At 39.4% G+C, this 24,335-nt stretch carries 29 protein-coding genes; 6 read left to right on the plus strand and 23 right to left on the minus strand.

Translation table 11 applies throughout. From position 1 onward, the window contains the following. Positions 1-9 precede the first annotated feature (9 nt). The 3 genes from EXT43_RS17535 (at position 10) to bfr (EXT43_RS17545) (ending at position 3,304) form a co-directional block, all read left to right on the plus strand. Positions 10-2,145, plus strand: coding sequence for a TonB-dependent receptor (locus EXT43_RS17535; RefSeq protein WP_130167565.1), 2,136 nt, complete (start codon positions 10-12; stop codon positions 2,143-2,145). 209 nt (positions 2,146-2,354) lie between these two features. After that, a complete protein-coding gene (gene bfr, locus EXT43_RS17540; protein WP_054552096.1) occupies positions 2,355-2,828 on the plus strand; it encodes a bacterioferritin in 474 nt (157 codons plus the stop codon). Positions 2,829-2,839: 11 nt separating this feature from the next. Further along, positions 2,840-3,304, plus strand: coding sequence for a bacterioferritin (gene bfr, locus EXT43_RS17545; RefSeq protein ID WP_062565576.1), 465 nt, complete (start codon positions 2,840-2,842; stop codon positions 3,302-3,304). A gap of 57 nt (positions 3,305-3,361) precedes the next feature. Here the strand turns inward: bfr (EXT43_RS17545) and EXT43_RS17550 are convergent, their stop codons facing one another. Next, positions 3,362-3,835: a mechanosensitive ion channel domain-containing protein gene (locus tag EXT43_RS17550; protein ID WP_054552094.1), complete on the minus strand. Its 474-nt coding sequence runs from the start codon at positions 3,833-3,835 to the stop codon at positions 3,362-3,364. Between the two features lie 58 nt (positions 3,836-3,893). After that, positions 3,894-4,349, minus strand: a complete 456-nt coding sequence (locus tag EXT43_RS17555; RefSeq protein WP_130167566.1) for a hypothetical protein — start codon at positions 4,347-4,349, stop codon at positions 3,894-3,896. 183 nt (positions 4,350-4,532) lie between these two features. Between EXT43_RS17555 and EXT43_RS17560 the strand changes: the two genes are divergently transcribed. Next, the gene (locus EXT43_RS17560) at positions 4,533-4,964 is read left to right on the plus strand and encodes a hypothetical protein (RefSeq protein WP_130167567.1); all 432 of its coding nucleotides are present in this window, start codon (positions 4,533-4,535) and stop codon (positions 4,962-4,964) included. Positions 4,965-5,332: 368 nt separating this feature from the next. Here the strand turns inward: EXT43_RS17560 and EXT43_RS17565 are convergent, their stop codons facing one another. From EXT43_RS17565 to hutH, 7 genes are all read right to left on the minus strand, one after another. Further along, a complete protein-coding gene (locus EXT43_RS17565; protein ID WP_130167568.1) occupies positions 5,333-5,890 on the minus strand; it encodes a YbhB/YbcL family Raf kinase inhibitor-like protein in 558 nt (185 codons plus the stop codon). A gap of 75 nt (positions 5,891-5,965) precedes the next feature. Continuing rightward, positions 5,966-6,778 carry an AraC family transcriptional regulator gene (locus tag EXT43_RS17570; RefSeq protein ID WP_130167569.1) on the minus strand — a complete coding sequence of 271 codons (813 nt, stop codon included), beginning with the start codon at positions 6,776-6,778 and terminating at the stop codon, positions 5,966-5,968. A 176-nt stretch (positions 6,779-6,954) separates the two neighbouring features. Then, positions 6,955-7,317 (minus strand): hypothetical protein, encoded by a 363-nt coding sequence (locus EXT43_RS17575; RefSeq protein ID WP_062565582.1) that lies wholly within the window; start codon positions 7,315-7,317, stop codon positions 6,955-6,957. Between the two features lie 26 nt (positions 7,318-7,343). After that, on the minus strand, positions 7,344-7,736 hold the full coding sequence (locus tag EXT43_RS17580) for a hypothetical protein (RefSeq protein ID WP_062565583.1): 393 nt from the start codon (positions 7,734-7,736) through the stop codon (positions 7,344-7,346). 290 nt (positions 7,737-8,026) lie between these two features. After that, positions 8,027-8,437, minus strand: a complete 411-nt coding sequence (locus EXT43_RS17585) for a GFA family protein (RefSeq protein WP_062565584.1) — start codon at positions 8,435-8,437, stop codon at positions 8,027-8,029. A gap of 121 nt (positions 8,438-8,558) precedes the next feature. Next, entirely contained in the window at positions 8,559-10,559 is a 2,001-nt protein-coding gene (locus tag EXT43_RS17590; protein ID WP_062565585.1) for a urocanate hydratase, read from the minus strand. Positions 10,560-10,570: 11 nt separating this feature from the next. Then, positions 10,571-12,064, minus strand: coding sequence for a histidine ammonia-lyase (hutH, locus tag EXT43_RS17595; RefSeq protein WP_062565586.1), 1,494 nt, complete (start codon positions 12,062-12,064; stop codon positions 10,571-10,573). Between the two features lie 120 nt (positions 12,065-12,184). Here hutH and EXT43_RS17600 point away from each other — a divergent pair, with 120 nt between their 5' ends. Next, positions 12,185-13,081 (plus strand): LysR family transcriptional regulator, encoded by an 897-nt coding sequence (locus tag EXT43_RS17600; protein WP_063529569.1) that lies wholly within the window; start codon positions 12,185-12,187, stop codon positions 13,079-13,081. Here the strand turns inward: EXT43_RS17600 and EXT43_RS17605 are convergent. The 8 genes from EXT43_RS17605 to EXT43_RS17640 form a co-directional block, all read right to left on the minus strand. Further along, positions 13,059-13,556, minus strand: a complete 498-nt coding sequence (locus EXT43_RS17605) for a hypothetical protein (RefSeq protein ID WP_062565588.1) — start codon at positions 13,554-13,556, stop codon at positions 13,059-13,061. The two genes, EXT43_RS17600 and EXT43_RS17605, sit on opposite strands and share 23 nt — an antisense overlap. Further along, positions 13,549-13,938, minus strand: a complete 390-nt coding sequence (locus EXT43_RS17610; RefSeq protein WP_130167570.1) for a DoxX-like family protein — start codon at positions 13,936-13,938, stop codon at positions 13,549-13,551. Before EXT43_RS17610 ends, EXT43_RS17605 begins: the two co-directional genes overlap by 8 nt. Positions 13,939-13,987: 49 nt before the next feature. Beyond that, the gene (locus tag EXT43_RS17615; protein WP_082665559.1) at positions 13,988-14,404 is read right to left on the minus strand and encodes a DUF805 domain-containing protein; all 417 of its coding nucleotides are present in this window, start codon (positions 14,402-14,404) and stop codon (positions 13,988-13,990) included. A gap of 498 nt (positions 14,405-14,902) precedes the next feature. Further along, entirely contained in the window at positions 14,903-15,430 is a 528-nt protein-coding gene (locus tag EXT43_RS17620; protein WP_062565591.1) for a DUF4240 domain-containing protein, read from the minus strand. Beyond that, entirely contained in the window at positions 15,427-15,621 is a 195-nt protein-coding gene (locus tag EXT43_RS17625; RefSeq protein WP_036971837.1) for a YwbE family protein, read from the minus strand. Before EXT43_RS17625 ends, EXT43_RS17620 begins: the two co-directional genes overlap by 4 nt. A 59-nt stretch (positions 15,622-15,680) precedes the next feature. Further along, on the minus strand, positions 15,681-16,127 hold the full coding sequence (locus EXT43_RS17630; RefSeq protein ID WP_062565592.1) for a hypothetical protein: 447 nt from the start codon (positions 16,125-16,127) through the stop codon (positions 15,681-15,683). Between the two features lie 2 nt (positions 16,128-16,129). Then, on the minus strand, positions 16,130-16,402 hold the full coding sequence (locus EXT43_RS17635) for a hypothetical protein (protein ID WP_055199120.1): 273 nt from the start codon (positions 16,400-16,402) through the stop codon (positions 16,130-16,132). Continuing rightward, positions 16,395-16,601: a hypothetical protein gene (locus EXT43_RS17640; RefSeq protein WP_054563817.1), complete on the minus strand. Its 207-nt coding sequence runs from the start codon at positions 16,599-16,601 to the stop codon at positions 16,395-16,397. Before EXT43_RS17640 ends, EXT43_RS17635 begins: the two co-directional genes overlap by 8 nt. 88 nt (positions 16,602-16,689) lie before the next feature. Between EXT43_RS17640 and EXT43_RS17645 the strand changes: the two genes are divergently transcribed. Then, positions 16,690-17,496 (plus strand): ion transporter, encoded by an 807-nt coding sequence (locus EXT43_RS17645; RefSeq protein WP_171037160.1) that lies wholly within the window; start codon positions 16,690-16,692, stop codon positions 17,494-17,496. 74 nt (positions 17,497-17,570) lie between these two features. Here the strand turns inward: EXT43_RS17645 and EXT43_RS17650 are convergent, their stop codons facing one another. The 6 genes from EXT43_RS17650 to EXT43_RS17675 form a co-directional block, all read right to left on the minus strand. Continuing rightward, the gene (locus EXT43_RS17650) at positions 17,571-17,951 is read right to left on the minus strand and encodes a VOC family protein (RefSeq protein WP_062565593.1); all 381 of its coding nucleotides are present in this window, start codon (positions 17,949-17,951) and stop codon (positions 17,571-17,573) included. A gap of 346 nt (positions 17,952-18,297) precedes the next feature. After that, positions 18,298-18,981, minus strand: a complete 684-nt coding sequence (locus EXT43_RS17655; protein ID WP_062565594.1) for a hypothetical protein — start codon at positions 18,979-18,981, stop codon at positions 18,298-18,300. Between the two features lie 302 nt (positions 18,982-19,283). Next, the gene (locus EXT43_RS17660) at positions 19,284-19,718 is read right to left on the minus strand and encodes a GNAT family N-acetyltransferase (RefSeq protein WP_062565595.1); all 435 of its coding nucleotides are present in this window, start codon (positions 19,716-19,718) and stop codon (positions 19,284-19,286) included. A 63-nt stretch (positions 19,719-19,781) separates the two neighbouring features. Then, on the minus strand, positions 19,782-21,320 hold the full coding sequence (locus tag EXT43_RS17665; protein WP_082710908.1) for an EAL domain-containing protein: 1,539 nt from the start codon (positions 21,318-21,320) through the stop codon (positions 19,782-19,784). 159 nt (positions 21,321-21,479) lie between these two features. Continuing rightward, entirely contained in the window at positions 21,480-23,438 is a 1,959-nt protein-coding gene (locus EXT43_RS17670; RefSeq protein ID WP_130167571.1) for a methyl-accepting chemotaxis protein, read from the minus strand. 285 nt (positions 23,439-23,723) lie between these two features. Further along, positions 23,724-24,335 carry an FMN-binding negative transcriptional regulator gene (locus EXT43_RS17675; protein ID WP_130167572.1) on the minus strand — a complete coding sequence of 204 codons (612 nt, stop codon included), beginning with the start codon at positions 24,333-24,335 and terminating at the stop codon, positions 23,724-23,726.

Here is a 24,335-nt window from a genome sequence, read left to right on the forward strand (position 1 = left end):
AGGATAAACATGTTAAAAACTTCACTGACTCTTGTCGCTATTGCAATTAGCAGCCAAGCATTTGCTGATGATGCCATCAATAAAAAGCTTACCGCAGAAGAAATGGAACACGTTGTTGTATCAGGCAGCCGTGTATTTGAAAGCATTGATGAAGTACCCGCTTCTGTAACGATTATTAGCCAAAAGCAAATTGAAGAGCATTTAAAAGTTAATCCAGAGCTACAAAGCTTACTTGCGCAAATGGTACCAGGCCTTGCTCCAGATACAGGTAGTTCGAGTAATACAGGTCAGAGTTTACGTGGCCGTGCACCACTTGTGATGATTGATGGTGTGCCACAATCTACACCGCTCAGAAACGGCTCTTTGGGAGTTAAAACACTCGACCCAAGTGCCATTGCGCGTATCGAAGTGATCAAAGGTGCTACCTCTGTTTATGGTAATGGTGCATCGGGCGGTATTATTAACTACATCACAAAGCAGGCTACAAGTGATGGTCAGCCAGAAGGTGAGATCAGCCTATCGTCACGTTTTAGTGCAGTAAAACTAGAAGAAAGCGCTGGTGCGCGAGTCTCTGCTGCGGTTAATGGTCGTGCTGATAAAATTAGCTATTTATTTACCGCAAGTTACGAAGAAAATGGTGTTCAACGTGATGCTGAAGGCGATATTCTTGGCTTACAGTATGGTTTATCTGATGCAGTAACAGAAAACTACTTCACCAAGCTTGGTTATGATTTTGACGATGAGAAGCAACTGCAATTTAGCTATAACTACTTTAGCTCTCAACAAAAAACCGATTTAGGTGACGTTGTTGGTAACCTAAACGATGGCGAAAAAACGTATGCTATTCATGTACCTAAAGAGCTACAAAAGCAAGGTAAACCACAAGGCCCGGATGGTAACGAAAACATTACCTTAAAATACACAGACTACGCCCTGTTTACTAATACCCAAATGACGCTCGACCTTTACATGCAAGATATCGAGAATGTGTTTTTCTTTTCTACCAACCTAGCTAACCCAGACGAAGGCTACGAAGGCGGCCAATCAATTATTCGCTCTGAAAAGAAAGGTGCACGCGCTACCTTTAATACCCTTGTTGATTTTGAAAATGTTGAAGCCACCTTCATTTATGGCCTTGATGCACTGAATGATGTGACTTCTCAGCCACTTGTAGATGGCCGTGTTTGGGTACCAGAAATGGATATGGAAAGCCTTGCTGGCTTTTTACAAACAAAATGGGTAATCGATAATGATTTAGTCATTAAAGCGGGTGTGCGCCAAGAGAGCATTGATTTAACCGTTGATGATTACAATACCTTAAAGCTTTGCCGTTCAGAAACACAGTGCTCTGTGCCACTTAGCGTAAAAGGCGACACCATTGATTACGATGCAACCACCTATAATGTAGGTGTTAAATACAATTTACTTGAGGCTTTCAGCCCATTTGCCAATTATTCACAAGGGTCTGATATCTCAGATATTGGCCGCCTACTACGTTCAGCAACGGTGAATGATATTGGTCTAATTCAAACAGAAGCATCAATCATCGATAACTATGAAATTGGTTTTACCTCACAGTTTGATGACTTGCGTTTTGAATTTGCAGCTTACCGTAGTACATCAGAGTTTGGCACCACGAATAGCTTTAATGAAGCAACGGGTGTTTATGAGCCAGTACGTGCGCCGCAAGAGATTTGGGGTTACGAAACACTGGTTGATTATAAAATTAACCCAACCCTAAAACTGGTTGCAACTTACAGCTTTGTTGAAGGTAAAAACACCGAAGACGATATTTACTTAGGTTCTCGCCAAATCAGCCCACCAAAAGGTACAGCTAACTTAAACTGGCAGCCTAATGATGAATTATCACTTACGGTGAGTTATTTATATGTGGGTTCACGCAAACGCTTTGAACCAAATGCAGGCGGTGACTATGTTGGCGATCAAGGCCCTATTAGCAGTTACAATCTATTCAACCTAAGCGGCCGTTATAACTTTAGTAAAAACTGGCAAGCGTTTATGGGTGTTGAAAACCTATTTAACAATGATTACTACCCTGCCCGCGCCCAGTCATACACCTACGGTGGCTATAACATTAAAGGTTTAGGTACCACAGTAACACTTGGTGCAACTTATCGCTTCTAAATTAATTTTTATTAGAACAACAAGCCCTTCTTAGTAAGGGCTTTTTTCATTTAAGAATAAAAACGATAAATTGTTCATTTATCAACCATTAACGCAAACTTAAACGAGAATTACACTCAATAGTAAACAACTGATTTACAAAGGAAAAAGTTTGCAATCTTGTTTTTATATACTACAATTACCGCAACTTGGAATTCGAGGACAGCATTATGAAAGGTAACCAAAAAGTCATCGATAGTTTTAACAAACTACTCGCAAACGAATTAGCCGCTATAGATCAATACTTTATTCATTCTCGTATGTATGACGATTGGGGCCTAAATAAGCTGTATGAGCGTCTTAACCACGAAATGGAAGAAGAAAAAGACCACGCTGATTGGTTAATTAAACGTATTCTATTCTTAGAAGGCGTACCAAACATGACTAAACGTCGTGATTTATTAATTGGTTCAGACGTTAAAAGCATGATGCAAAACGATTTAACACTTGAACTAGAAGTGGTTGACTGTGTTAAAGAAGCAATTGCCATCTGTGAACAAGAAAAAGACTATCAATCACGCGAAGTGCTTGAAAAGCTATTATTTGATACAGAAGAAGATCATGTTTACTGGTTAGAACAACAGCTTGGTCTAATCGACAAAATTGGTAGCCAAAACTACCATCAATCTCAAATGGGCGAATAGAGGCTAATTGTATGAAAGGCGATAAAAGCGTCATTGCTGCACTTAATAAAGTATTAGCGAATGAATTAGTAGGTATTAACCAATACTTTTTACACGCTCGTATGTTTAAAGATTTTGGCTTTTCAAAATTAGACAAAGCTGATTACAAAGTATCTATTCAAAAAATGAAAAACGCCGACCGTTTAATTGAGCGTATTTTGTTTTTAGAAGGTTTACCAAACCTACAAGATTTAGGTCGCCTACGTATTGGTGAAAACTCTGAAGAAATGATCGAAGCTAACATGAGCTTTGAACTGGATTCATTACCTGATCTTAAAGCGGCAATTAAACTTGCTGAAGAGAAAAAAGATTACATCAGCCGTGAAGCGCTTGATCACATCTTAGATGAGCAAGAAGAACAGATTGATTGGCTTGAAACACAGCAGCAGTTAATCAAAACCGCAGGGCTTGAGAATTACCTGCAATCTCAAATGTAATTTGCTAAAACTTAAAAAAGCAGCCTAGGCTGCTTTTTTTATAGCTAAAATTTGTGATTAATCGTCTTCGCGATCAATGATTGACACTTTATTACTTAAAATTAAAGAGTTAGGAATTAAATGCACAGCTCCCTCGCCTTTAATTGTGATATAGCGCAGATTAAGGTCAATCACAGTGCCCTTTGAATTACTCACTTCAATGTAATTACCAAGTTTAATGGGCTTATAAAGCACAATCATGACACCTGCTACTAGGTTTGAAATAGCATCCTTCAACGCAAAACCTAGAGCAAAGCCTGTTAGGCCTAAGCCGGCAACTAACGCGGCTACGTCAAAACCCAGTTTCGATAACGCCAGAACAATACCAATGAATAATAAAATAGCGCGCTGCGAGTTAGAAATAAGCCGGAAAGTTTCAAGTGCAGTTGAATCAAAGCGACGTTGAAACTGTTTAATTGCCCGGTCGATAATAAGGCTTGCTATGTAAAAAGCAGCAAGTACTAAAAATGCTTGAATAAATTGGCTAGTCATAAGATTTTCAAGTAAAAATAAAGCCCATCATAGGCTTAAAATTGCGCGAGGCATACAATTATTGCTTTTCAAACACACAAGAAACGTTAGGTTTACTCAGTGTATAAGTAATATTGCCATTATCTTTAAAACGCAGATCTTCAGTTGTTGAACCGTTGTCGTCTTCATTATCACAGCGAAAGTAGCGCTTAGTTCTAACAATACCATCTACAAAGTATTTTAACTTCGAACTGACAACGCAAAAGTTAGGTATTTTCTTTACCTGCGTGCCGTTATGTAAATCACTAAAGTCGATTAACGTCCCTAAGTTAAAGCCTTGCGTTGGTTCTTTTATCAATGAAAAAGATGCGTTTTGACAAACCGCATCACTGCCCTCTTTTGTTTTGTAATCACCTTGCTTGTCTTTTATCAGTGCCAAAAACTGCGTTTTATTGCTCGGCTTTACATCCAGCAGAGCGCTGGCAATTGATGAGGTTGATAGTAAAAAAGCCACTAAACAAAAGTAATATCTCATTGAAAATCCATAAACTTATAGACACTTTACTAGCATAGCATGCTGATTAAGGTTGGTGAATTTATAACGTATTAGTTAATACGATTAAAAAATGCTTTTGGTTCTATTTTATGAACTTTGCATAGGCAACCAATCTGTTTATATGCTATAAATTTAATGATGATAATTTTTGGAGGGAATCAAATGAAAATAGTCAAACTCATCGCTTTAACCACATTTTTGGCCTTAACCAGTACTCAAAGCCTAGCGGGTGATGACGACTGGAAAACAATTGCAGAGAAAAAGGTCAGCTACAAAAGCGAAACCGATACCGTTAATCCTATCACCAGCAGCCACTACAGCCATATTAAAGTTAAGTGCACCCACGGCACTGTGAATCTTAAGAAAATTAAAGTCGTTATGAACAACGGTGAAGAAAAAGTATTTGATAACCTAGGTGTTTTAACCAAAGGAATGTCATCACGTAGCTTAAATTTGCCAGACAAAAACGACGCTAAACTCGATAAAATCAAACTTGAATATGAATCAGTAGGCAGCACAGCCCTCAGTATGGCAGGCGTAACCGAAAAAGCCGAAGTTGAAATTCTCGCGAAAAAAGCAAAGAAAGAAGATTAAAGTTGCGAGATGCGAGATGCGAGATGCGAGATGCGAGTCAGGATGTTAGAGCCTATACAGTTTCACAAGTAGCGGCGTCTTTCCGCCGCGACTATTTAAAAACAAACTAGAGAAACACGTTTTACGCCTACTTTAGAAAACATTAGGCACTAGGATTTAGGCTCTGGGACGCGATGTAAAATCGCTGCTACTTGTTCGGTGTTAAAACGCTCCCACAAACTTGTAACTCGCTAGCTTTACCCTTGTATCTCGCAAACTTTACCCTTGTATCTCGCAAACTTTACTCTCGTACCTCGCAAACTTTACTCTCGTACCTCGCAAACTTTACTCTCGTATCTCGCTAACTTTCCCCTAGCAACTTGCTATACTCAACGCTTATAAAGCGCTTCAATTGTTGCTGAATCAAGCGAATAAGCGTTGATCATATAACCAGCTAACGCGCCTGATGCATTCTCTGGTAATTCAAGTTTTTGTGATAACGCATGTAGTGTAAATTGATATCTGTGAGCGCCATGTCCCTCCGGTGGGCAAGCACCGCCAAAGCCTTTGAAACCATAATCATTTGTGATCTGCACACTGCCTTTTGGCATTGCGTTCTTCTCTGCACTGCCTGCACCGCTTGCTAAACTTGATACCGACTTAGGGATATTCACAACTTGCCAATGCCACCAGCCACTCCCTGTAGGCGCATCTGGATCATAAACGGTCAATGCGAATGCTTCAGTTCCTTTAGGTGCATTTTGCCAAGCAAGTTGTGGAGAAAGGTTATCGCCATTACAACCAAACCCTTTAAACTCTTGCGCACTCCCCATAAAGTCACCATGGGCAATGTCTTTGCTTGTTAGCGTAAATGTCTCAGCGAATGTGGTGCCAGATAAACATAGCAAAAATAACGGTGTAGCAATTTTCAATGTTGATGATTTCATAATATTCTCCGATTAATAAGAATAATCATAATACCTAGCAAAGACAGATCAAATTAGTACCAAAACTGTCAATTATTAGCCTGCTTCGCTCATTATTGTTTTACGAAGGGCTGTTGGAGTTGTATTAAACAAAAGTTTAAACTTATCGGTGAATCTAGATTGCGACGAAAAACCACATTGCTGGGCAATAGTGCCAATAGACTGTGAGCTACTTTGAATTAAGTGTAGTCCATGGCTTAAACGCGCGTTATCTTTAATTAACTGAAAACTACTGTCTTCTGCGGTTAGCTTTCTTCTGAGTGTCGATTCGCTCATCGCTAACGTCGTTGCAATACTGCTTGCATCCCAATCACGCGTTAAATCACTCGCGATAATAGTATGTACTTTGTGAGTCAGTGTTGGTGGCTCAATAATTGAACCTAAGTCTTTGAAGCCTTGTGAAAATAGCACTTGCAGAAGCTCTTGTCTTTTTATTGGCCATAATTGTGGTGGTGTTAATGCAGCCCATTCAATAAATTGTTTTAAGGTCATTTGAAACAGTGGATCGACTTGCCCAGTAATGAACTTTTTCTTTGCTCCGGCTTGATATTTCAAACACTCAAAGTCGGTGTAATCAAATTCAATCAATAACGCAATATAGCCAAAGTTTTGTGGAATATTGCGCATTGCAACCTGAGGTGTATTTGCCATTAAGACAAAATTACCTGCATCACAGTTAACTTCTTCTGTATCTATTAGCGTTTTGCTGCCAGATAACACAACGACAAGTAATGGGTTTGCGATAGGCACATTTACAATATGTTGTTCATCATTAGCGCAGTAAATCGAAAACGGTAAAAACGGATGTCGCTTTACAGTGCTTAAACCTATCTCTATCAATTCATTCATAATTTACAGTGTTTTTTATTGCTCTGAGCGGAACGGCATCATCCGTGAATTTTAGTTATTCGGCGTTGAAACGCCTCCGACCAACTTGTAACTCGCAAACTCTACCCTTCTATGTCGCTAACTTTACTCTCGTATCTCGCTAACTTTACTCTCGTAACTCGCTAACTTTACTCCAATTAAACAAGCATATTGTTTAACATCATTCCTGGCATTAAAAATACCATTGCAAAAGAGAATGATCCGGTGAGTGCAATTGCAAGACAGCAAAATGCCGTTTGCATTAAAAAGACGTTGGGTTTACCAGAGGCACTTTTTTGAAATGACACATAGGCAAGTAACAGATTTTCTCTAATTTTTTGAAGGTAAGAACGCACGACTCTGATGATAGGCAAGCTGTACATTGCTAAAAACGCAAATACAACTTCTATTCCACCAAAATGAAATAACAGTGCAATCTCAGGTGAGAACCAACCAACAATAGCTATCAAGCACCAAAATGCAGCTTTTTGGTATTTATTTAGTTCGTGCCATTTGATCATCGTCTTCCTTGTATTTCCAATTATATTTAAATTAAGTGAGCAGCTGATTTATCTAATTTAGTTATATACGCTTTAAGCTCTGCAAGCTTAAGTTTTTCGCCTTGGTGAGCATTCATCGCTTTTGCAAAGTAGCTATTGGCTTGATGCTGATCACCTTCATGCTCATAAATGAGTCCAATGCGCAAATAAGTAAAAGCAAGATTATTAGGACCTAATTCTGTTTGCAGCGTTTTAGCGCTATCAAGCTCAAGAATTCTTGCTAGTGCATTTAACGCATAAAGCGCACTATCGCTCGAACCTCTGATGTACTGAGAATGAGCAAGTTCAAGCTCTTTTTTAAGAAACTCAGCTGTAATTTCATTTGCGTTTGTAGGTACAGCTAACGAGACTAAAGCAGCTAAGGTTAAAACTTTAAACATGTTAAACCTCCTTTTAAAATGTGTTTTACAGATTAATCAAACTCGATTAACTGGTCAAACTTTACTCTCGTATTTCACTAACTTCTCTTTTGACGCGCTAAAGCACGTCCTACATAGTATCGCGCGAAACAAGTTTCACGCCTACGAAAGAAAACATTAGGCGCTAGGATTCAGGCTATGGGACGCGATGTAAAATCGCTGCTACTTGTTCGGCGTTAAAACGCCTCCTACAAACTTGAAACTCGCTAACTTTACTCTCGTATCTCGCAAACTTTCCCCTTTAATGGGGCTTAATCGCGACCAAAACCTATCTGCTTTTTGCCATTTAATCCTTTTTTATGCCATTCGGCTTGCTCTTCGCAGAATATTTGCGCGTCTAATTCCTTACTTGGCTCTTCATTTAAACTGCCTGCAGGTACAAGTAGATATTTACTGTCTTGTGATTCAAATGGCAGCGCTGAGCCACAGGTTTTACAAAACGCTCTAGACAATGCACGTCCAGGGTAATTAAACCGCGTGATGTGATGTTGGCCTTTACCCCATTCGATAGCATCAGGCGAGGTAAACAAATTTGCAGCGTGAGCAGTGCCAGTTAGTTTGCGGCATTGTTCGCAATGACAGAAGAAAAAACGCCTAAAGTTATCAGCGACTTTAAAGCTGACTTCGCCGCAGCAGCATCCACCAGTAAGTAGTCTAGTCATATCTATCTCCTTATTCGCCAAGCTAAAAATTTATTCCCTAAACGATGCGCTATTTAATAATTTTTGGCAATAAAAAAGGCCATGTTGCGTTTACAACATGGCCTTTTTGCATTGACACAACTTAGAAATCTAAGTTTGATAAAACTTCATCATCAACGTTATTAGACAAGGTCACTTTAAGTTTAGGGGTACGAGCCATTTCACGTTTAATCGCAAAATTAGCTTCTTCGTTACGCGCCCAACTACGACGAGCAATACCGTTGTTTACATCAAATAATAGCATAGATTTCAAACGACGCTCGGCAGCTTCACTACCATCTAGTAGCATACCAAAACCACCGTTGATCACTTCGCCCCAGCCTACACCGCCACCATTGTGAATAGATACCCAAGTAGCACCACGGAAACCATCACCAATTACATTGTGAATCGCCATGTCTGCTGTGAAGCGGCTACCATCATAAATATTTGATGTTTCACGGAAAGGTGAATCAGTGCCACTTACATCATGGTGGTCACGCCCAAGTACAACCGGACCAATTTCGCCACGATTAATGGCATCATTAAAGGCTTTAGCAATTTCAGCGCGGCCTAGTGCGTCTGCATAAAGAATACGAGCTTGCGAACCAACAACCAGTTTGTTTTGCTTCGCATCTTTGATCCACGTGATGTTGTCTTGCATTTGCTGTTGGATCTCTTCAGGTGAGTCCGCCATGATTTTATTTAAAACGTCTGCAGCAATCGCATCTGTTTTATCAAGATCTTCTGGTTTACCTGACGTACATACCCAGCGGAACGGGCCAAAGCCGTAGTCAAAACACATTGGGCCAAGAATATCTTGTACGTACGATGGGTATTTAAAATCAATACCATTTTCAGCCATTACATCGCCACCAGCACGTGATGCTTCTAGCAAGAACGCATTACCGTAATCAAAGAAGTAAGTACCTTTTGCTGTGTGCTTGTTAACAGCATCGGCGTGGCGCTTAAGCGTCGCTTGTACTTTTTCTTTAAATACTTCTGGCTCTTCACGAATTAAACGATTTGACTCTTCATAGCTGATATCAACCGGGTAGTAACCGCCTGACCAAGGGTTATGAAGTGAAGTTTGGTCTGAACCTAAGTGAATGAAAATATCTTCTGCTAAGAAGTTTTCCCATACATCAACCACGTTACCGATAAAGGCAATTGAAACCACTTCTTCATTTTGCTGAGCCGTACGTACACGCTCAACAAGCTCTGGCATGTTATCGATTAGCTCATCAACCCAACCTTGTTGATGACGCTTAATAGCTGCCTTAGGGTTAACCTCAGCACACACGGTAATACAGTTAGCAATGTTACCCGCTTTAGGCTGCGCACCACTCATACCGCCTAAACCAGCAGTTAAGAAGATCTTGCCTTTTGGTGATTCGCCTTTTTCGAGCACTTTACGGAACGCATTCATTACGGTAATAGTTGTACCGTGAACAATACCTTGTGGGCCAATGTACATAAATGAACCCGCAGTCATTTGACCGTATTGAGTTACACCTAGTGCATTGAATTTTTCCCAATCATCCGGCTTTGAATAGTTCGGGATCATCATACCGTTTGTTACAACCACACGCGGTGCTTCAACTGATGATGGAAATAACCCCATAGGGTGACCCGAGTACATGTGTAGCGTTTGGTCTTCTTCCATTTCGCTTAAGTACTTCATAGTTAATAAGTACTGCGCCCAGTTTTGGAATACCGCACCGTTACCACCGTAAGTGATTAGCTCTTCAGGGTGCTGTGCTACTGCAGGATCAAGGTTATTGTCGATCATTAACATGATAGCGGCAGCTTGTTCGCATTTAGCTGGGTAATCGTTGATTGAGCGCGCTTTAAGTTCATAGTTAGGCTTAAAGCGATACATATAAATACGGCCAAATTGCTTAAGCTCAGCGGCAAATTCGGCGGCTAATTCTTTGTGCCATTCTTTAGGGAAATAACGCAATGCGTTACGAATAGCTAATTGCTTTTCGTCAGCCGATAAAATGTCTTTACGTTTTGGAGCACGGTTTGCATCACTTGGATACGGTTTTGGCTCTGGCAATACGCTTGGGATACCTTGCTTAATTTGTTCTTGAAAAGTCATTATTTGCTCCCTTAGTTAACTTTAAACGCTTGCGATTTAACAAGTTCTACCATGGCATCAATGTCTGGCTTAAGTAAACGGTCTTCTTCTAGTTTGGTAACTTTGCTGCGAATTAACGCAAAGTTTTCTTCAATGATGTCTGAACACTTGTTAGGACGTCTAAATTCGATTGCTTGCGCTGCATACATCAGCTCAATAGCAAAGATTTTATCAAGGTTACCTAAAATCTGGTTTAACTTACGACCAGAGATACTACCCATAGATACGTGATCTTCTTGACCCATTGATGTTGGTACGCTGTCTGCTGATGGCGGGAAACACAATGATTTATTTTCTGTTACCAGTGCCGCAGTCACATATTGCGGGATCATCATGCCAGAGTTTAAGCCACCCGATGTCGTTAACAAGCGTGGTAAGCCGTGTAAGCCCTCAAGCAATAAATAACAACGACGATCAGCAATGTTACCAAGCTCTGCCGCTGCGATTGAAGCGTAATCTAAAACCATAGCAAGTGGTTGGCCGTGGAAACCACCACCCGAAATAGCTTCTTCTTCGCTGATCACAATTGGGTTATCTGTTACAGAGTTCATTTCTGTTTCAGCAAGCTCTTTTAAGTGGTAGTACGCGTTACGTGATGCACCATGAACTTGTGGAATACAACGCAGTGAGTAAGGGTCTTGAACACGGTCACAATCAGTGTGTGAAGCCATGTTTTCAGAGCCTGCAAAAAAGCTACGCATGCGCGCTGCAACTTCAACGTTACCTTTAAAAGCACGAATTGCGTGTAACTCTTCACGGAACGGCGATTCGCTACCTTGCATACCTTCAATGCTCATAGCGCCTGCAATATCTGCAAGGTCTAATAAGTAACGCATTTTAGTAAGCGCTGTAATGGCGTGCGATAAAATAAACTGAGTACCGTTGATTAACGCAAGACCTTCTTTAGCGTGCAGATCAAGCGGCTCTAAGCCATGCTCTTTTAATACCTCTGCCGCGGGTTTGATTGTGTCGTTTACCCAGAACTCGCCTTCACCTAAAAGAGGTAAGAATAAGTGTGATAACGGTGCTAAGTCGCCCGACGCGCCTACTGAGCCTTGCTCTGGAACAACTGGGATAATATCAAGTTCAATAAACTTAAGCATACGCTCAACAACGGTTAAACGAATACCTGAAAAACCTTGGCTTAATGCATGTACTTTGGTGATTAGCATCAGCTTTGAAATAGGTTTAGCGATTGGCTCCCCCACACCAACAGCGTGTGTGATTAATAAGTTTTTTTGTAATAGGTTGGTTTCTTCTGGAGAAATTTGTGTATCACATAATGGGCCAAAGCCCGTATTGATACCATAAATGGCTTTATCTGAGGCAGCCATTTTGTCTACGTTTTGGCGGCTTTTATTAATTTTATCAATTGCTTCTTGGCAAAGCTCTGCCTGTAACGTACCGGCTGCAATAGCATTAACGCTGTCTAACGTTAATTGGTCAACACCATACTTAAATGTCATTTATAACTCCTAAAGAACAGGATTAAGTTTTATTTAGATGGAGTCTAGCTTGCTCTAGTTGTTTTACAAATGCATAATTATCGTTATTCATTCCAGATTTATCGAACTAAAAGAAGAGCTATGCAAGTTCATGACGTAGACCTGCGCTTATTGCGCGTTTTTGTAGCAATTGTTGAGTGTGGCGGGTTATCAGCCGCAGAGTCACGTTTGAATATTGGCCGCTCCACCATCAGTGCGCATTTATCAGATTTAGAAGTAAGGCTTGGTATTAAATTATGTAAACGTGGCCGCAGTGGTTTTGAAATTACAGACGCTGGCGCCATCACTTATCAGGCATCGATAGAACTGCTTCAGCAATGCGAAGCCTTTGCTAATACCGTAGCCAGCTCTAAAAACGAGTTATCGGGACGTTTAAGTATTGCCATGATAGATACCATGGTCAGCGACCCACGCTGTGCCATTCCCCGCGCGATAGCAAGGTTAAAAGGCAAAGGTAAAAACATTCAGTTCGATATTAATGTGTGCGAGGCACGAGAGGTAGAAACCGCAGTAGCCAATGGCCGCTCGTTGGTGGGGATTGGTGTTAGCCGCCATCATATTCGCGGATTAAATTACACCGCCCTACATAACGAAACTAACTTTTTGTATTGCGCAGTCGGTCATCCATTATTTGAGTGTGAAGACAAACAAATAGATGAGCTCATTAAAGAAGCCGAAGTCATTACTAGTAACTACATGCGCGATAAAGAAAGCCGAAACGACGGATTAAACTATCAAAACAGTGCTGTTGCTTATCACGATGAAGGTATTGCACATTTAATTTTATCGGGTGAGTTTATTGGTTATTTACCCGATCACTACGCACAGTTTTGGGTTGATAAAGGCATTTTCAAAGCTATCCAGCCAAAAAAATATCACTACGATATTCCAGTGGTATTGATCACCTCAAAAACAAACGCCAGCTCGCCTTTAGCAAATGCCATGATTGATGAAATTAAGCGTTGTTATTCGGTTTAGCTTTAAACTTTTTTATTAAACTAAAAGCAATCAAAATCAGACCAAAAATACCAAGCAATATACGAGCTATGTTGCTTTTAAATAGCGCCTGTTCATAACTTTGAATCATTTTACCATTAAGTTTTAATTGATGGACTTTATACGCTTCGGCACTTTTATCATACGAAGCCAAAATATGAACGTTATCATTTAAGCTAATTGGTAAGTTAGTTGGTCTAAGGAATGTAGTCGTCTTCTCAGTACCAACAACTGTCATGAGTTTACATTTAAATTTGCCACAATTTCTATGTGAATCATAAAAGCGTTGTACTACGCCCTGCTCATCTATTAGTTGCTCTTTTATAGGCAAATCCAAAAAATAGAACGCGGCAATAATCTGTACTAACCCTATAAAAAATAAATAAGAAGATAAAAATTTTTTTTCTTCTTTTTTTGTGAATTGAGTTATTGGTGACTGGTGCGGCGTATTAAGCATTGAGCTGTGGTTCTTTGAGTTCTTTAATTAATACGAGGCTAAAGGCGATCAAAGCAAGGTTTGTAGTCACAGGATTAAACGCTTCGACTAACAGTGCTGGTTGTAAAACAGCAACAAACAGCATTAGCCCTACTAAAGCAGCTATGTTGAGAATATTGATTAACATTGAACGATAGAAAATAAAAAACAGCACGGCAAATATAATTTCACCCATGCCAGCTGCTCGGGTAATGAGCGTTGAGATTTCAGCATTAAAACCAAAACTGGCCGTCATTTTTAGTTCAAGGGGGGCTATGTGAATAAGTTTTGGCATCAGCCCATGATAAAGCCAACTAAAGCTGATAATAAATCGAGCGATTTGAATCGTAGTTAAATGCTTCATCGGGTAAATTTACTTTGTGTGCTCTAATATTCAGAGCACACAGTATAGCTTATAAGCTAGTAGGTTGACCGAAACGGTTCTCAGCTTCATCACCTGCTAAAAAGCCATTTTCGATTAACGCCCAGATACCACCAATAACTGGAACTAAGCCAATCAATACCCACCAACCTGATTTATTACGGTCATGCCAGCGCTTTACTTGAACCGCAAGCGAAACCCACATAAGTGGGATATAAAAGATTAGTGTGATCACAGAGATTGCTGTTTCATTACCACCTGTTAATAATGCAACTACGAACATAAAAACAAATGAAGCTACAATAATACCTAAGAAAGAATACCAATAGGTCTTACGAGGAATACGACCTTTAAAAGAAAACAAAATTTCTTTCATGCTTAAAGTGGTTGTTTCTGTTGATGCTGTAGCAAGGTTTGATTCTGGGGCTTGATATACGTTTTCTGACACTGTCATTTCCTTTGATATGTGTTGTAGCAAACAGTTTTAATCTAGTCTGCTGATTTATGTTGTTAATAGTGCTGAATTAAGCATGAATAAGATAACACAAAATGATTGAATTTGGGTACTAAGAAATTGCTGGTAAACTTTATGCCTATGAACGTTATAATTTAGAAAATGGGTCTGAAAGCAACTCAGCTTTGAAATAACTTATCGCATCTTCAACATCAGAGAATGTTTTTTGCTGAAACTTAACCCCTCGTTCGAAGTAAAAAACCTCAATATGACTCTTTGCGTCGTAAATACAATGCCCTTCAATTCTTGGTAAAGTATCAATCGCATAGGTTTCTCTTTTAATGCCTTTTTTATTAAATACTGCTTTAGCTCAATAAGCTCCTGACGCATGTTAGCATTCACTTTATTAATATTATTTAATAACTTACTGAGTTTTCATGGTAAAAGCAAGTAACCTAAAGACATAAAAAAAGCACCCTTAGGTGCTGTTAATTAACTCGGTTGTTGCCAATATTTGGCGTATAAATTTGGGTAGGTTTGTTTTAAAAACTTAGCTTTATCTTTAAAACGTTTACCTTTTGGTTGCTCAAGGCCTGATGGCACAAAGGGTAATTCGTCATCATTACGTTCTTCGTAAAGCATACCAGCAATTAAATCGTACTCATCTAAATACGGGTAAGGCTGTTCGTTTAAATGATAAACTGGCGTACACTCGGCAATTGAGTCCGGGTTTTCAAGCGCCTTTAAAAAAGCCTGTTCACCACGTGAAATAAGCCAACATAAAAACTCAGAAAAACCATAATCATCGTTACAACCGGCCATTACATAAGCGGCACCAAATAGATCCCAGGTATAGGCTTTACGCATACGTAGGTTAAACTGCTTATCAAATTCCATCAGCTGCTGGTCAGATAAATCAGTCAGCTTTGCTTTTAATGCGTTACAAACAGACTCAGGCTCAGCAGTTTTATCTTCGGCGGTCACAAGTTGCCAAAATTCACTTTCGCTTAAAACACTCATGATAAGATCTCTTTCACGCGCCCTACTTGACCATCATCAAGTTGAACTTTAATACCATGCGGGTGGTTTGGGGATTTAGTTAATATACGTGACACCACACCTTGAGTTAACTGGCCTGTTCGTTGATCTTGTTTTAAAACAATGTTGACTTCGCAGCCAATTGAAATTTGTGAACGCGTAGGCACTGCCATTGCTATATCTCTTTCAATAATTTTTGCCGATTATAGCCATTTGCGGCTGGCTTACCAAATTAAACCTGTTTGATTGGGCTGTTTTTAAGCAGCGCCTTTGGCAATATCTCATTTAAACGTTTAGTGATTGCTTCAGCTTTGCCTTTTATTTGAAAGTCATAACCTTGGCCGTTACCATCTAAAATTACGGCTAAATAGTTATCAGCAACTTTCAGTTGCGTAATACGGCTTAATTCAAGAGTCTCTTCTTTATCGCCATAATAAACCTGCTTAACCGTTAAGCTTGTGCCTGTTGCCGTCAGTGTTTTACTAAGCGCTGATTTGGCAGCAAGTTTCTCTGTTGAGCGGTAGGCCTGTACCATAAAACCGATAGCAAATATAAAACCGGTAAAACTTGAAATAGGTAATGAGTCTGATTGCAAGCTGTACACACCTATACAAATAAATAACATAGCAAGGGCTAGATTTAACCTAACCATCTGTTTAGGGGTTAAATTTACGTACATTATTATTCCTTTAAAAACGCAATTGCTTTTGCATTGATAGCTAAATCTATAGCGCTCAATTCTTTGATAATTAAACTGGAAATTAACTGGGTTTGCTCAGCGGTTATCGGCAGCTCTTTACAATAACAACTTACTTTTAGTGATTGCGGTAGCTTTTTTAGGTCAGCAGTATGCGTTAACCATGAAAATTCTTGTACTTGTTCTTTTGCTTGTTCGCACGCTTGCGTTAATGCAACTCGAATAGCCTTATCTAGACGTTTTTCAGTTTTAGTCATGTTCTGCTTGTTGTTTTTTAAATTCTTCGTAGCTGTCTTGCTGGCGCTTTACGCACTCATGGTACTCTTTATCTGCCATATGATTGCATTCACTTAAACGCGCCGATTGAATTTCATGATAACGGGCATCTGAGCTACAAGCTGATAAAAGTATTGCAAGGGTCGCAATCACGGCCAATTTTAAGGCATTTAAAAACATTAAATTTCCTTTATGTAGTTATACATTGGTGCTGCGTTTTCCTGTATATTGCGTGGGTTTAAATATTATTACCAAAGGGTTCTATATGATGTTGTCGCAGTTACAACAGCTGTTTCAGCGTATCGATAAAAGTAAAATTTTTCAATCATTTGTTATTGCTGTCATTGTTATTTCAGCGCTAACAGTGGGTGCACACACCTACTCTTTACATCCAACTGCTGAGCTTGCCTTACATTGGATGGACTTAGGTATCACGGTATTCTTTTTAGTTGAGCTCGTGATACGGTTTATCGCAAGCCGTGGTTTTAAAGACTTTTTCACCAAAGGTTGGAATATTTTCGACTTTATAATAGTGGTGGGTAGCCTTTACCCCGCTGCTGGCTCTACGATTTTTATCGCTCGATTACTGCGTATTTTCCGCGTGTTGCGACTTGTATCTATGATCCCAGAGCTTAGACTGCTGGTTAACTCGCTTTTAAAAGCCATTCCACAAATGGGCTATATCGCCCTGCTCATGTTTGTAATCTTCTATATCTATGCCGCCATGGGTAGCATGCTGTTTGCTGATATAAATCCAGTACTGTGGGGTGATGTGTCTATTTCTATGCTCACATTATTTAGGATTGCCACGTTTGAGGATTGGACCGATGTTATGTATGAAACCATGGCTGTGTATGAACTCAGCTGGATTTTCTACCTAACGTTCATCTTCTTAACAGCCTTTGTATTTTTAAACATGATGGTTGGTGCAATTTTAGAAGTTATGTCTGAAGAGCATCGTAACGCCCGTGAAGAGCAAACATCTGATGCCGACATGCCTGCAACCAAAGGGCAAATTGCTCAGCTACAAGCTGAAATGGCTGAACTCAAACAACTACTGAAAGAAAAGCAGTGACGTTTTTGGAGCTAAGCTTTTTAGATAATAGTTTTTAGCTATTAGGCGCTAGGACCTAGACCCTAGCGCCTTTTTTACCCTCGCTTTTCTACCTTCCATGGTGGGTTTAAGCGGTTTTCTCCGGCCCAATATAATTTAATTTTATTCCCTGATGGGTCTTTTAGAATTGCTTCTGTCCATAAATAACGCTGGGCTGTTGGCGGCTGTTCAAAGCTAATACCTTTTTTAACAAGGCTTGCATAGAGCTCATCGAGCTGCTCATGTTCAAAATAAATGACCGCACTATTACTAAACTCTTCAGTTTCTAATGACAGCGAAAATGTAGCATCACCATCTGGGCATTGAAAGCGTGCGTAATGCGGTGTATCTACTATCTGAATCATTCCTAGTGTTAAGTAAAAAGCTACCGCTTCATTCATATCCTTTACAGGTAACGTCACCTGATTGAGATTCATTTGCTACTCCCATGTAATGCTTTATTCGTTACATCAGCATATCGCGTTCATTAAATTAAGCAAAAGATAAGTTATGAGTTAGCGAGTTGCGAGAGTAAAGTTAGCGAGTTACGAGAGCAAAGTTTGTAGGAGGCGTTTCAACGCCGAACAAGTAGCAGCGATTTTACATCGCGTCCTAGAGCCTTAATCCTAGCGCCTAATGTTTTCTTTCGTAGGCGTGAAACTTGTTTCGCGCGTTTGTTTATAAGAGGCGTTTCAAACGCCAAACATTTATGGTTCACGGCAAAAGCCGTTCCTACATAAAAATGTTTAAGGTTTTGTCGCCATAAATAGCGACTTACAAAGACTAGCCATTGGTAAAAACTAATTGAGATGGGTTGTCTGTTTGAATAAACAAGACTCTTGTCACTGTTGAACCTGATTCGTCTTTTGATGTGTTTGTGAAAAGGTAGTTTTCATCAAAAGTACTCAACTTATCAAGATCAAAATCAGAGTTAGCCTCATGGTGAAATGACATAGCACAGACTTTACCTCTGCAAGCAAAGTCTTCAGCATAAACATCGTTTGTGCGAATTTGATTCAACATCTCGAGCAGCTTAACTTCTCTTTCTATTGAATTATCGGTTTCTTCTGCACCTCGTACATTATTCAAAAAGTCATGAAATTCAGGAATTGTGATTGCGCCAAATACGCTTTGCTGTTTAATTTGCTCATTATCAGTGATGAATAAATTGGTAACAGATTCTGATGATGAAAAATGTCTATCAGCTAAATTCGTTTGTTGACCTTGCTCTTCACTCACCTTATTACCTTCAGGATCTGAACTGGCTAATTGTTTAACTTGAATAGTGCTTTGATGTGTATCTTTGTTATTCGCCGAGATCACTTCTTTATTAGAATCACTGTTAACTTGACTCTCTATTACGGTAGCCGTCACCTCACTATTGTTGCTCGATGAAGTAACCAAATAAGTTATTAGCGAACTGATAGCAATCAAAATTAAAACTGTGAATCCATTTAGTTTAACCATTACTAAAATCCTTTTATTTTTAAACCTTAATTCCTTGAAAATACAATAGATTATTTTGTATGACAAGTAATGATTTTTTAGTTTATAAGATACAAGGGGAAGTTTGTAGGAGGCGTTTCAACGCCGAACAAGTAGCAGCGATTTTACATCGCGTCCCAGAGCCTAAATCCTAGCGCCTAATGTTTTCTTTCGTAGGCGTGAAACTTGTTTCGCGCGTTTGTAGGTCGTGCTTTAGCGCGTAATTTGAAAAATGTTCAAGGTTTTGTCGCCATAAATGGCGACCTACATGGCTGAAGCCGTTCCTACACGAGCTCCATATGCAATATTGGAAAAGGCTTGCCCATATCATCTAAAGGGGAACGTGAGGCAACTTTAAAACCCATATGCTGATAAAACCCAACTGCAAGTGGGTTTTGCTCATTTACATCCACTTTGTTGGCGGCTAATTGCTCAACCGCAAAGTTAAGTAGGGCTTTACCTATGGCCTTACCTCTTGCGGCATTTAAAATAAACAACATTTCTATTTTGCACTCATGTACGCCAACGAATCCTAAAATTGTTTTATTTTCATCCTTAATGCACTTTAAAGTCACATTAGGAAACGCCTGCTCAATGATGATTGGCTTAAAAAAGGCTATGTCGTCTTCTGTTATAAAATCATGAGTTGCTCGTACTGAGTTTTCCCATACAGCAAGTAGCTCTGGGTAATCTTGAGCGTTCACATTGTCTATTTTCATTATTTGCCATTTTGTTCTACATTGATTGCCGGTTACATACTAATGTGTAACAGCAAAATAAGTCTAGAGCGTTTGAGCATTGTCATTACCAACTAAAGCACTTTGTAACTCTTGCAAAGACAATGATTTATAAAAATACCACCCTTGTATTTGGTAATCCTGGTTATGACTCTCGATAAAATTGTACTCGTCCACAGTTTCAACCCCTTCAAAGATAACAGTTCGGTTCAACTCTGAGACTAATGACATTATCGCCAAAATCATTTTTTGCTTAACACCATCTGTAATTGATTGGGTAAATACCTTATCTATCTTGATTACATCAAAGTTGATTTCTGTAAGCCACACAAGGTTAGATACCCCGGTTCCAAAATCATCGAGCGCTATTTTAAAGCCATATTTTTTAGCCTTTAAAGCGAAGCAAGCTAATAAAGTTAATGGCAGGCCAATGCGCTCTGTGATCTCTATCTTTACTTGCTCACTCCTTAGCTCATGCTTACTGCAAAGCTGATGTAAGTAATCTAAAAACTCGGGGTTTTCAATTTCATATGCATTAACATTAATTGCGACAGAAAAACCATGATCGGTTTTCATAATTGGTGCTAATTCTTGAAGGGCCTTCGTCGCGCATTCATAGGCCAACATAGGATACAAAGATAACTGCTCAGCAACACCTAAAAATAGTTCCGGTGAAACCTGGCCATGTATTTCGTCTTTCCAGCGGACTAAACTCTCAACACCAATTATTTTGTTAGTTTTAACATCTATGATGGGTTGATACTCAAGATACAACTGTGCATTTTTGATTGCACTTCGAAGTCTGAATTCCATGGAGTTTTGCATATCAAAATATGAGCTCAAAGAATAGGCTATTAAAAAGCTAATTAAACCAAGCATACATATGATCAATACAGATATATACAGCGGGAAATACAAAATACCTGGGCGATTATTCTCAGTGACAACACAATAAGAAAATTGTGTACTACACGTTTCTACCTGTTGCGTTGGTAAAAATGTTTTGCTGTTAAATTGATATTGGGTTTCATAGTGATGAAAAACATACTCTTTATTTTTAGAAATAATTTTAAATTCAAAGTGCTTATTTAATTCATCAATATGTTTAAAAGGCTTGTTTACAGTGAATGCGATGATATCGTCACGTTTAGTGACGTCATACTTTGTTTCTACCGGAAAAACACCCGCAACCTCTGCTGCAAAATCATATCCTGAAGATGAATTATATAATTGCTGAGTAAGTAAAGTTGTTTTATCTAACTTACCCCAATTTGCAGAGCACTTAACCTTACCTTTTCTAATTAAACCTAGATCATGAACGTATTCATAATTTGCCAAAATCACCCGTAATTTATTAATGGTTTGAGTGTCACATTGACGAGATGATATCTGTGACGCGGCATTTATTGCTGATGAGATATCTGCAGATATATGCTCAGCCTTATTTAATAAAACGTTCGAAAATTGCTTTTGGTGTCTTACCTGAAAATAACTTACAGACACATGAAAAACGCAGGTTAGAAAGAACATTAGTAAACAAACAATAAGTGGCAATTTGTTAAAGTTGAATGTTCTTCCCTGCATAGCTCATTACTGTGTTGTTGGTTGCTGTTAAAAATTAATCATATTGTATTATTAAATCAAGTCCTAGAACCTAAAACAGGTAATTATTATTTTATAAATTGATCCAGCTCGTAAGTCTACTTAAAAACAAATAGCAACAATGTTTCAATAATGCCTCACTTACACTTTAAATTTACCCACTAAATCTGTCAGTGTATTCGATAACAGGTTTAGTTTCTCTCCATTGCCTCTTGCACTATCGGCAATTTCGCTTACATCATCAGCCGCATTTTTTATTTCAACAACATTGCGGTTAATGTCTTCGGCTACATGCTGTTGCTCTTCGGCTGCAGTGGCAATTTGTGTATTTAAATCGCTAATATTGACGATAGACGCGGTTATTTCGCTAAATTGTTGCTGTGCTGAATGAGCTAAATCAACTGTTTTGTTTGTACGGTTTAAGCTGGTTGTCATCTCTTTAGACACTTGATCAGACATTTTACGTAACGTATCTAACTGACTTGCTATTTCTTCTGTTGATTCTGAGGTCCTTTGTGATAACGCACGCACCTCATCTGCAACTACCGCAAACCCTCGACCATGGTCGCCTGCCCTCGCCGCTTCAATTGCTGCATTTAAGGCTAACAAATTGGTTTGCTCTGCAATGCCTCTTATCACGCTTAATATCGACATGATGTTTTCGCTTTCAGCGTCGAGTTGGTTTATATCTTGGGTTGCTTTGGTGATCACCTCAGACAAAGACACAACACTATCAACCGTTTCAGATATAACACTTTGCCCAAGCTCAGAGGCCTGCTGTGTTTGCGATGCAAGCTCGGCTGCATTGGCACAACTAGCAGATACTTCATTAGCAGTCGCTGCCATTTCATTAATTGCTGTGGCCGCCATTTCAAGGGCTTGTTGTTGCTGTGATGTTGAGCCAGATAACTGTGCCGCCTGTGATGATGTTTGCGCTGAGGTATCACTAACATTTTGCGCACAATCATTAATTTGCGTGACTAAATCCGATATTAGATTCAAAAATAAGTTAAAGCTGTTAGCCAGTTTGGCCGTTTCATCGCGTGTTTTAATCACTAAACGTTTAGTTAAATCACCACCACCTTGCGATATCTCGGTAAGACCATCACTTACTTCAACAATAGGTGCAGAAATTAATTTAGAAATATAGCTAGCAACTAAAATGAACACAGCAATCAAGATTGCACTGATGACTAAAATAGTAATCGTCATTGCGTTTGCAGCACTCATCACTTCAGATTTTTCAACTAAACCTATAAATTTCCAGCCTAGTTCTTGCGAGGTGTAAATATTCGCTAAGTAATCTTTGCCATTAATGTCAATTTCAAATTGCCCCTGATTATTATCAGCGAGCTGTTTGTATTTTCCGTTATTGACTTGTGCTAGCTGCTTAAACCTGTAATCAGCATTTTTAACGTCAACGAGTATATTGCCACTATCTTCAATCAACATTAAATAGCCAGTTTCACCAAGTTTAATGTTCGCAATAATATCGGTAAGGCCCTGCAAGGATACATCCATGCCCTGCACACCAATAAACTCTCCTGCTTGTTTAATCGCTTTAACAGTAGAAACAATGACCATGTCATCGGCTGCCCAATAATAGGCATTGGTTCTTACCGTTTTACCATCTGCTGCTTTGCCTGTTTCGTACCAAGGCCTTACTCTTGGATCATAATTCGCTGTAACTTCACCCTCTGGCCATTGAATATAACCGCCTTGCTCATTACCCATATAAATATAAGCAAGTCCCGGGTGGGTGGCGCCAAAGTGATCAAACAAACTAAAGGCGTTTTGTTCGGTGCTACTACCACTTAAATGATCAAGCTTTTCTGCACTAGGTGACTGTATATGGGTTTTAACGCCTTGCTTGGCGTCTAAGATAGCGGCATGGGATGCAAGGTAATCGACGTTTTTTTCGATTTCGGCAAAAAACATACTGATACCATTATCGACTTGTCTTGCTTCTCTTTGACTAAGCTCGGCAAAACTATCGAGGGCTTGCTGTCTTGTTTGTGTAATTACAAGCACAGCAATGATGATGAGTGGCAGCACAATTGCTGACGCAAAGGCGAGTTTTAATTTTTTTGAAATGTTCATAGCCAACTTCCAACTAAGCACTTAAGAAAATATAGTGAGGCCTTGGAAGTTCGGCAAATAATTAAGTGTTTATTTTTTCGGAGCAAAGTAGATTAGACTAAATAAAATCAATGAGTTTTACATATCTTCTAAGATTGCTTTAACTCGAATCTTACTTTCTCAAAATATGACATTTAGTTGACAGACACATGGAATGTACTAACTTTAACATTAGTAATTAACATGCTTTTAACAAAGCCATGCTAGATACTTTCCAACCAATTGGCAGCATTTGCGGGATGCAAATTAGCTGCCTATTCCTACTTTATGTTTAAGCATATAGCTAAGTAAAGCTTGGGCATCTGGGTGTTTATCTGATTTTAACCCTGTTACAACACCTTGTTGATCCGCCGCCGATTTATGCTGGCCTAACTTCTCTTTTGCCTGAATTGAATCAAGTTCGATTTTAATACCCACTATGCCACGAAGTAACTTGGCTTGATAATCAACTGGCAACAAACTGGTGTCGTTTAAAATACTTGGCTCGTATTGGCTAATTAGCTCATCTAGGCAGGCTAAGGTGTTGTCATCATCGAGGTATTCTACTTTGCCCTGGGCATGCACCGCAGCGTAGTTCCAGGTCGATACAGCTGGCTTCTCACTATACCAAGTGGGTGAAATATAACTATGCGGCCCATTAAAAACCACTAATACACGGGTACCTTGCAAGCTTTTGCCATGACGATTCGCTCGTGACACATGACCATATAAGGTACCAAACTCGCCCTCATCGGGTTTATACACTAATGGTAAATGAGTTGCCTCAAACTCACTATCAACCATCAATGCAAAGCTGTAGGTTTTGATGAACTGCGATACTCGCTCTGGTGTCATTTTCCATTTATTAGGGGTGTGCAT

Origin of the sequence: Pseudoalteromonas sp. CO109Y, from assembly GCF_004208935.1 — a bacterium.
Lineage (GTDB): Bacteria > Pseudomonadota > Gammaproteobacteria > Enterobacterales > Alteromonadaceae > Pseudoalteromonas > Pseudoalteromonas shioyasakiensis.

Excerpts from the sequence above, each read along its gene's own strand:
- EXT43_RS17535 (WP_130167565.1), top strand. The coding sequence starts at position 10 with ATGTTAAAAACTTCACTGACTCTTGTCGCTATTGCAATTAGCAGCCAA.
- bfr (WP_054552096.1), top strand. The coding sequence starts at position 2,355 with ATGAAAGGTAACCAAAAAGTCATCGATAGTTTTAACAAACTACTCGCA.
- bfr (WP_062565576.1), top strand. The coding sequence starts at position 2,840 with ATGAAAGGCGATAAAAGCGTCATTGCTGCACTTAATAAAGTATTAGCG.
- EXT43_RS17550 (WP_054552094.1), bottom strand. The coding sequence starts at position 3,835 with ATGACTAGCCAATTTATTCAAGCATTTTTAGTACTTGCTGCTTTTTAC.
- EXT43_RS17555 (WP_130167566.1), bottom strand. The coding sequence starts at position 4,349 with ATGAGATATTACTTTTGTTTAGTGGCTTTTTTACTATCAACCTCATCA.
- EXT43_RS17560 (WP_130167567.1), top strand. The coding sequence starts at position 4,533 with ATGAAAATAGTCAAACTCATCGCTTTAACCACATTTTTGGCCTTAACC.
- EXT43_RS17565 (WP_130167568.1), bottom strand. The coding sequence starts at position 5,890 with ATGAAATCATCAACATTGAAAATTGCTACACCGTTATTTTTGCTATGT.
- EXT43_RS17570 (WP_130167569.1), bottom strand. The coding sequence starts at position 6,778 with ATGAATGAATTGATAGAGATAGGTTTAAGCACTGTAAAGCGACATCCG.
- EXT43_RS17575 (WP_062565582.1), bottom strand. The coding sequence starts at position 7,317 with ATGATCAAATGGCACGAACTAAATAAATACCAAAAAGCTGCATTTTGG.
- EXT43_RS17580 (WP_062565583.1), bottom strand. The coding sequence starts at position 7,736 with ATGTTTAAAGTTTTAACCTTAGCTGCTTTAGTCTCGTTAGCTGTACCT.
- EXT43_RS17585 (WP_062565584.1), bottom strand. The coding sequence starts at position 8,437 with ATGACTAGACTACTTACTGGTGGATGCTGCTGCGGCGAAGTCAGCTTT.
- EXT43_RS17590 (WP_062565585.1), bottom strand. The coding sequence starts at position 10,559 with ATGACTTTTCAAGAACAAATTAAGCAAGGTATCCCAAGCGTATTGCCA.
- hutH (WP_062565586.1), bottom strand. The coding sequence starts at position 12,064 with ATGACATTTAAGTATGGTGTTGACCAATTAACGTTAGACAGCGTTAAT.
- EXT43_RS17600 (WP_063529569.1), top strand. The coding sequence starts at position 12,185 with ATGCAAGTTCATGACGTAGACCTGCGCTTATTGCGCGTTTTTGTAGCA.
- EXT43_RS17605 (WP_062565588.1), bottom strand. The coding sequence starts at position 13,556 with ATGCTTAATACGCCGCACCAGTCACCAATAACTCAATTCACAAAAAAA.
- EXT43_RS17610 (WP_130167570.1), bottom strand. The coding sequence starts at position 13,938 with ATGAAGCATTTAACTACGATTCAAATCGCTCGATTTATTATCAGCTTT.
- EXT43_RS17620 (WP_062565591.1), bottom strand. The coding sequence starts at position 15,430 with ATGAGTGTTTTAAGCGAAAGTGAATTTTGGCAACTTGTGACCGCCGAA.
- EXT43_RS17625 (WP_036971837.1), bottom strand. The coding sequence starts at position 15,621 with ATGGCAGTGCCTACGCGTTCACAAATTTCAATTGGCTGCGAAGTCAAC.
- EXT43_RS17630 (WP_062565592.1), bottom strand. The coding sequence starts at position 16,127 with ATGTACGTAAATTTAACCCCTAAACAGATGGTTAGGTTAAATCTAGCC.
- EXT43_RS17635 (WP_055199120.1), bottom strand. The coding sequence starts at position 16,402 with ATGACTAAAACTGAAAAACGTCTAGATAAGGCTATTCGAGTTGCATTA.
- EXT43_RS17640 (WP_054563817.1), bottom strand. The coding sequence starts at position 16,601 with ATGTTTTTAAATGCCTTAAAATTGGCCGTGATTGCGACCCTTGCAATA.
- EXT43_RS17645 (WP_171037160.1), top strand. The coding sequence starts at position 16,690 with ATGTTGTCGCAGTTACAACAGCTGTTTCAGCGTATCGATAAAAGTAAA.
- EXT43_RS17650 (WP_062565593.1), bottom strand. The coding sequence starts at position 17,951 with ATGAATCTCAATCAGGTGACGTTACCTGTAAAGGATATGAATGAAGCG.
- EXT43_RS17655 (WP_062565594.1), bottom strand. The coding sequence starts at position 18,981 with ATGGTTAAACTAAATGGATTCACAGTTTTAATTTTGATTGCTATCAGT.
- EXT43_RS17660 (WP_062565595.1), bottom strand. The coding sequence starts at position 19,718 with ATGAAAATAGACAATGTGAACGCTCAAGATTACCCAGAGCTACTTGCT.
- EXT43_RS17665 (WP_082710908.1), bottom strand. The coding sequence starts at position 21,320 with ATGCAGGGAAGAACATTCAACTTTAACAAATTGCCACTTATTGTTTGT.
- EXT43_RS17670 (WP_130167571.1), bottom strand. The coding sequence starts at position 23,438 with ATGAACATTTCAAAAAAATTAAAACTCGCCTTTGCGTCAGCAATTGTG.
- EXT43_RS17675 (WP_130167572.1), bottom strand. The coding sequence starts at position 24,335 with ATGCACACCCCTAATAAATGGAAAATGACACCAGAGCGAGTATCGCAG.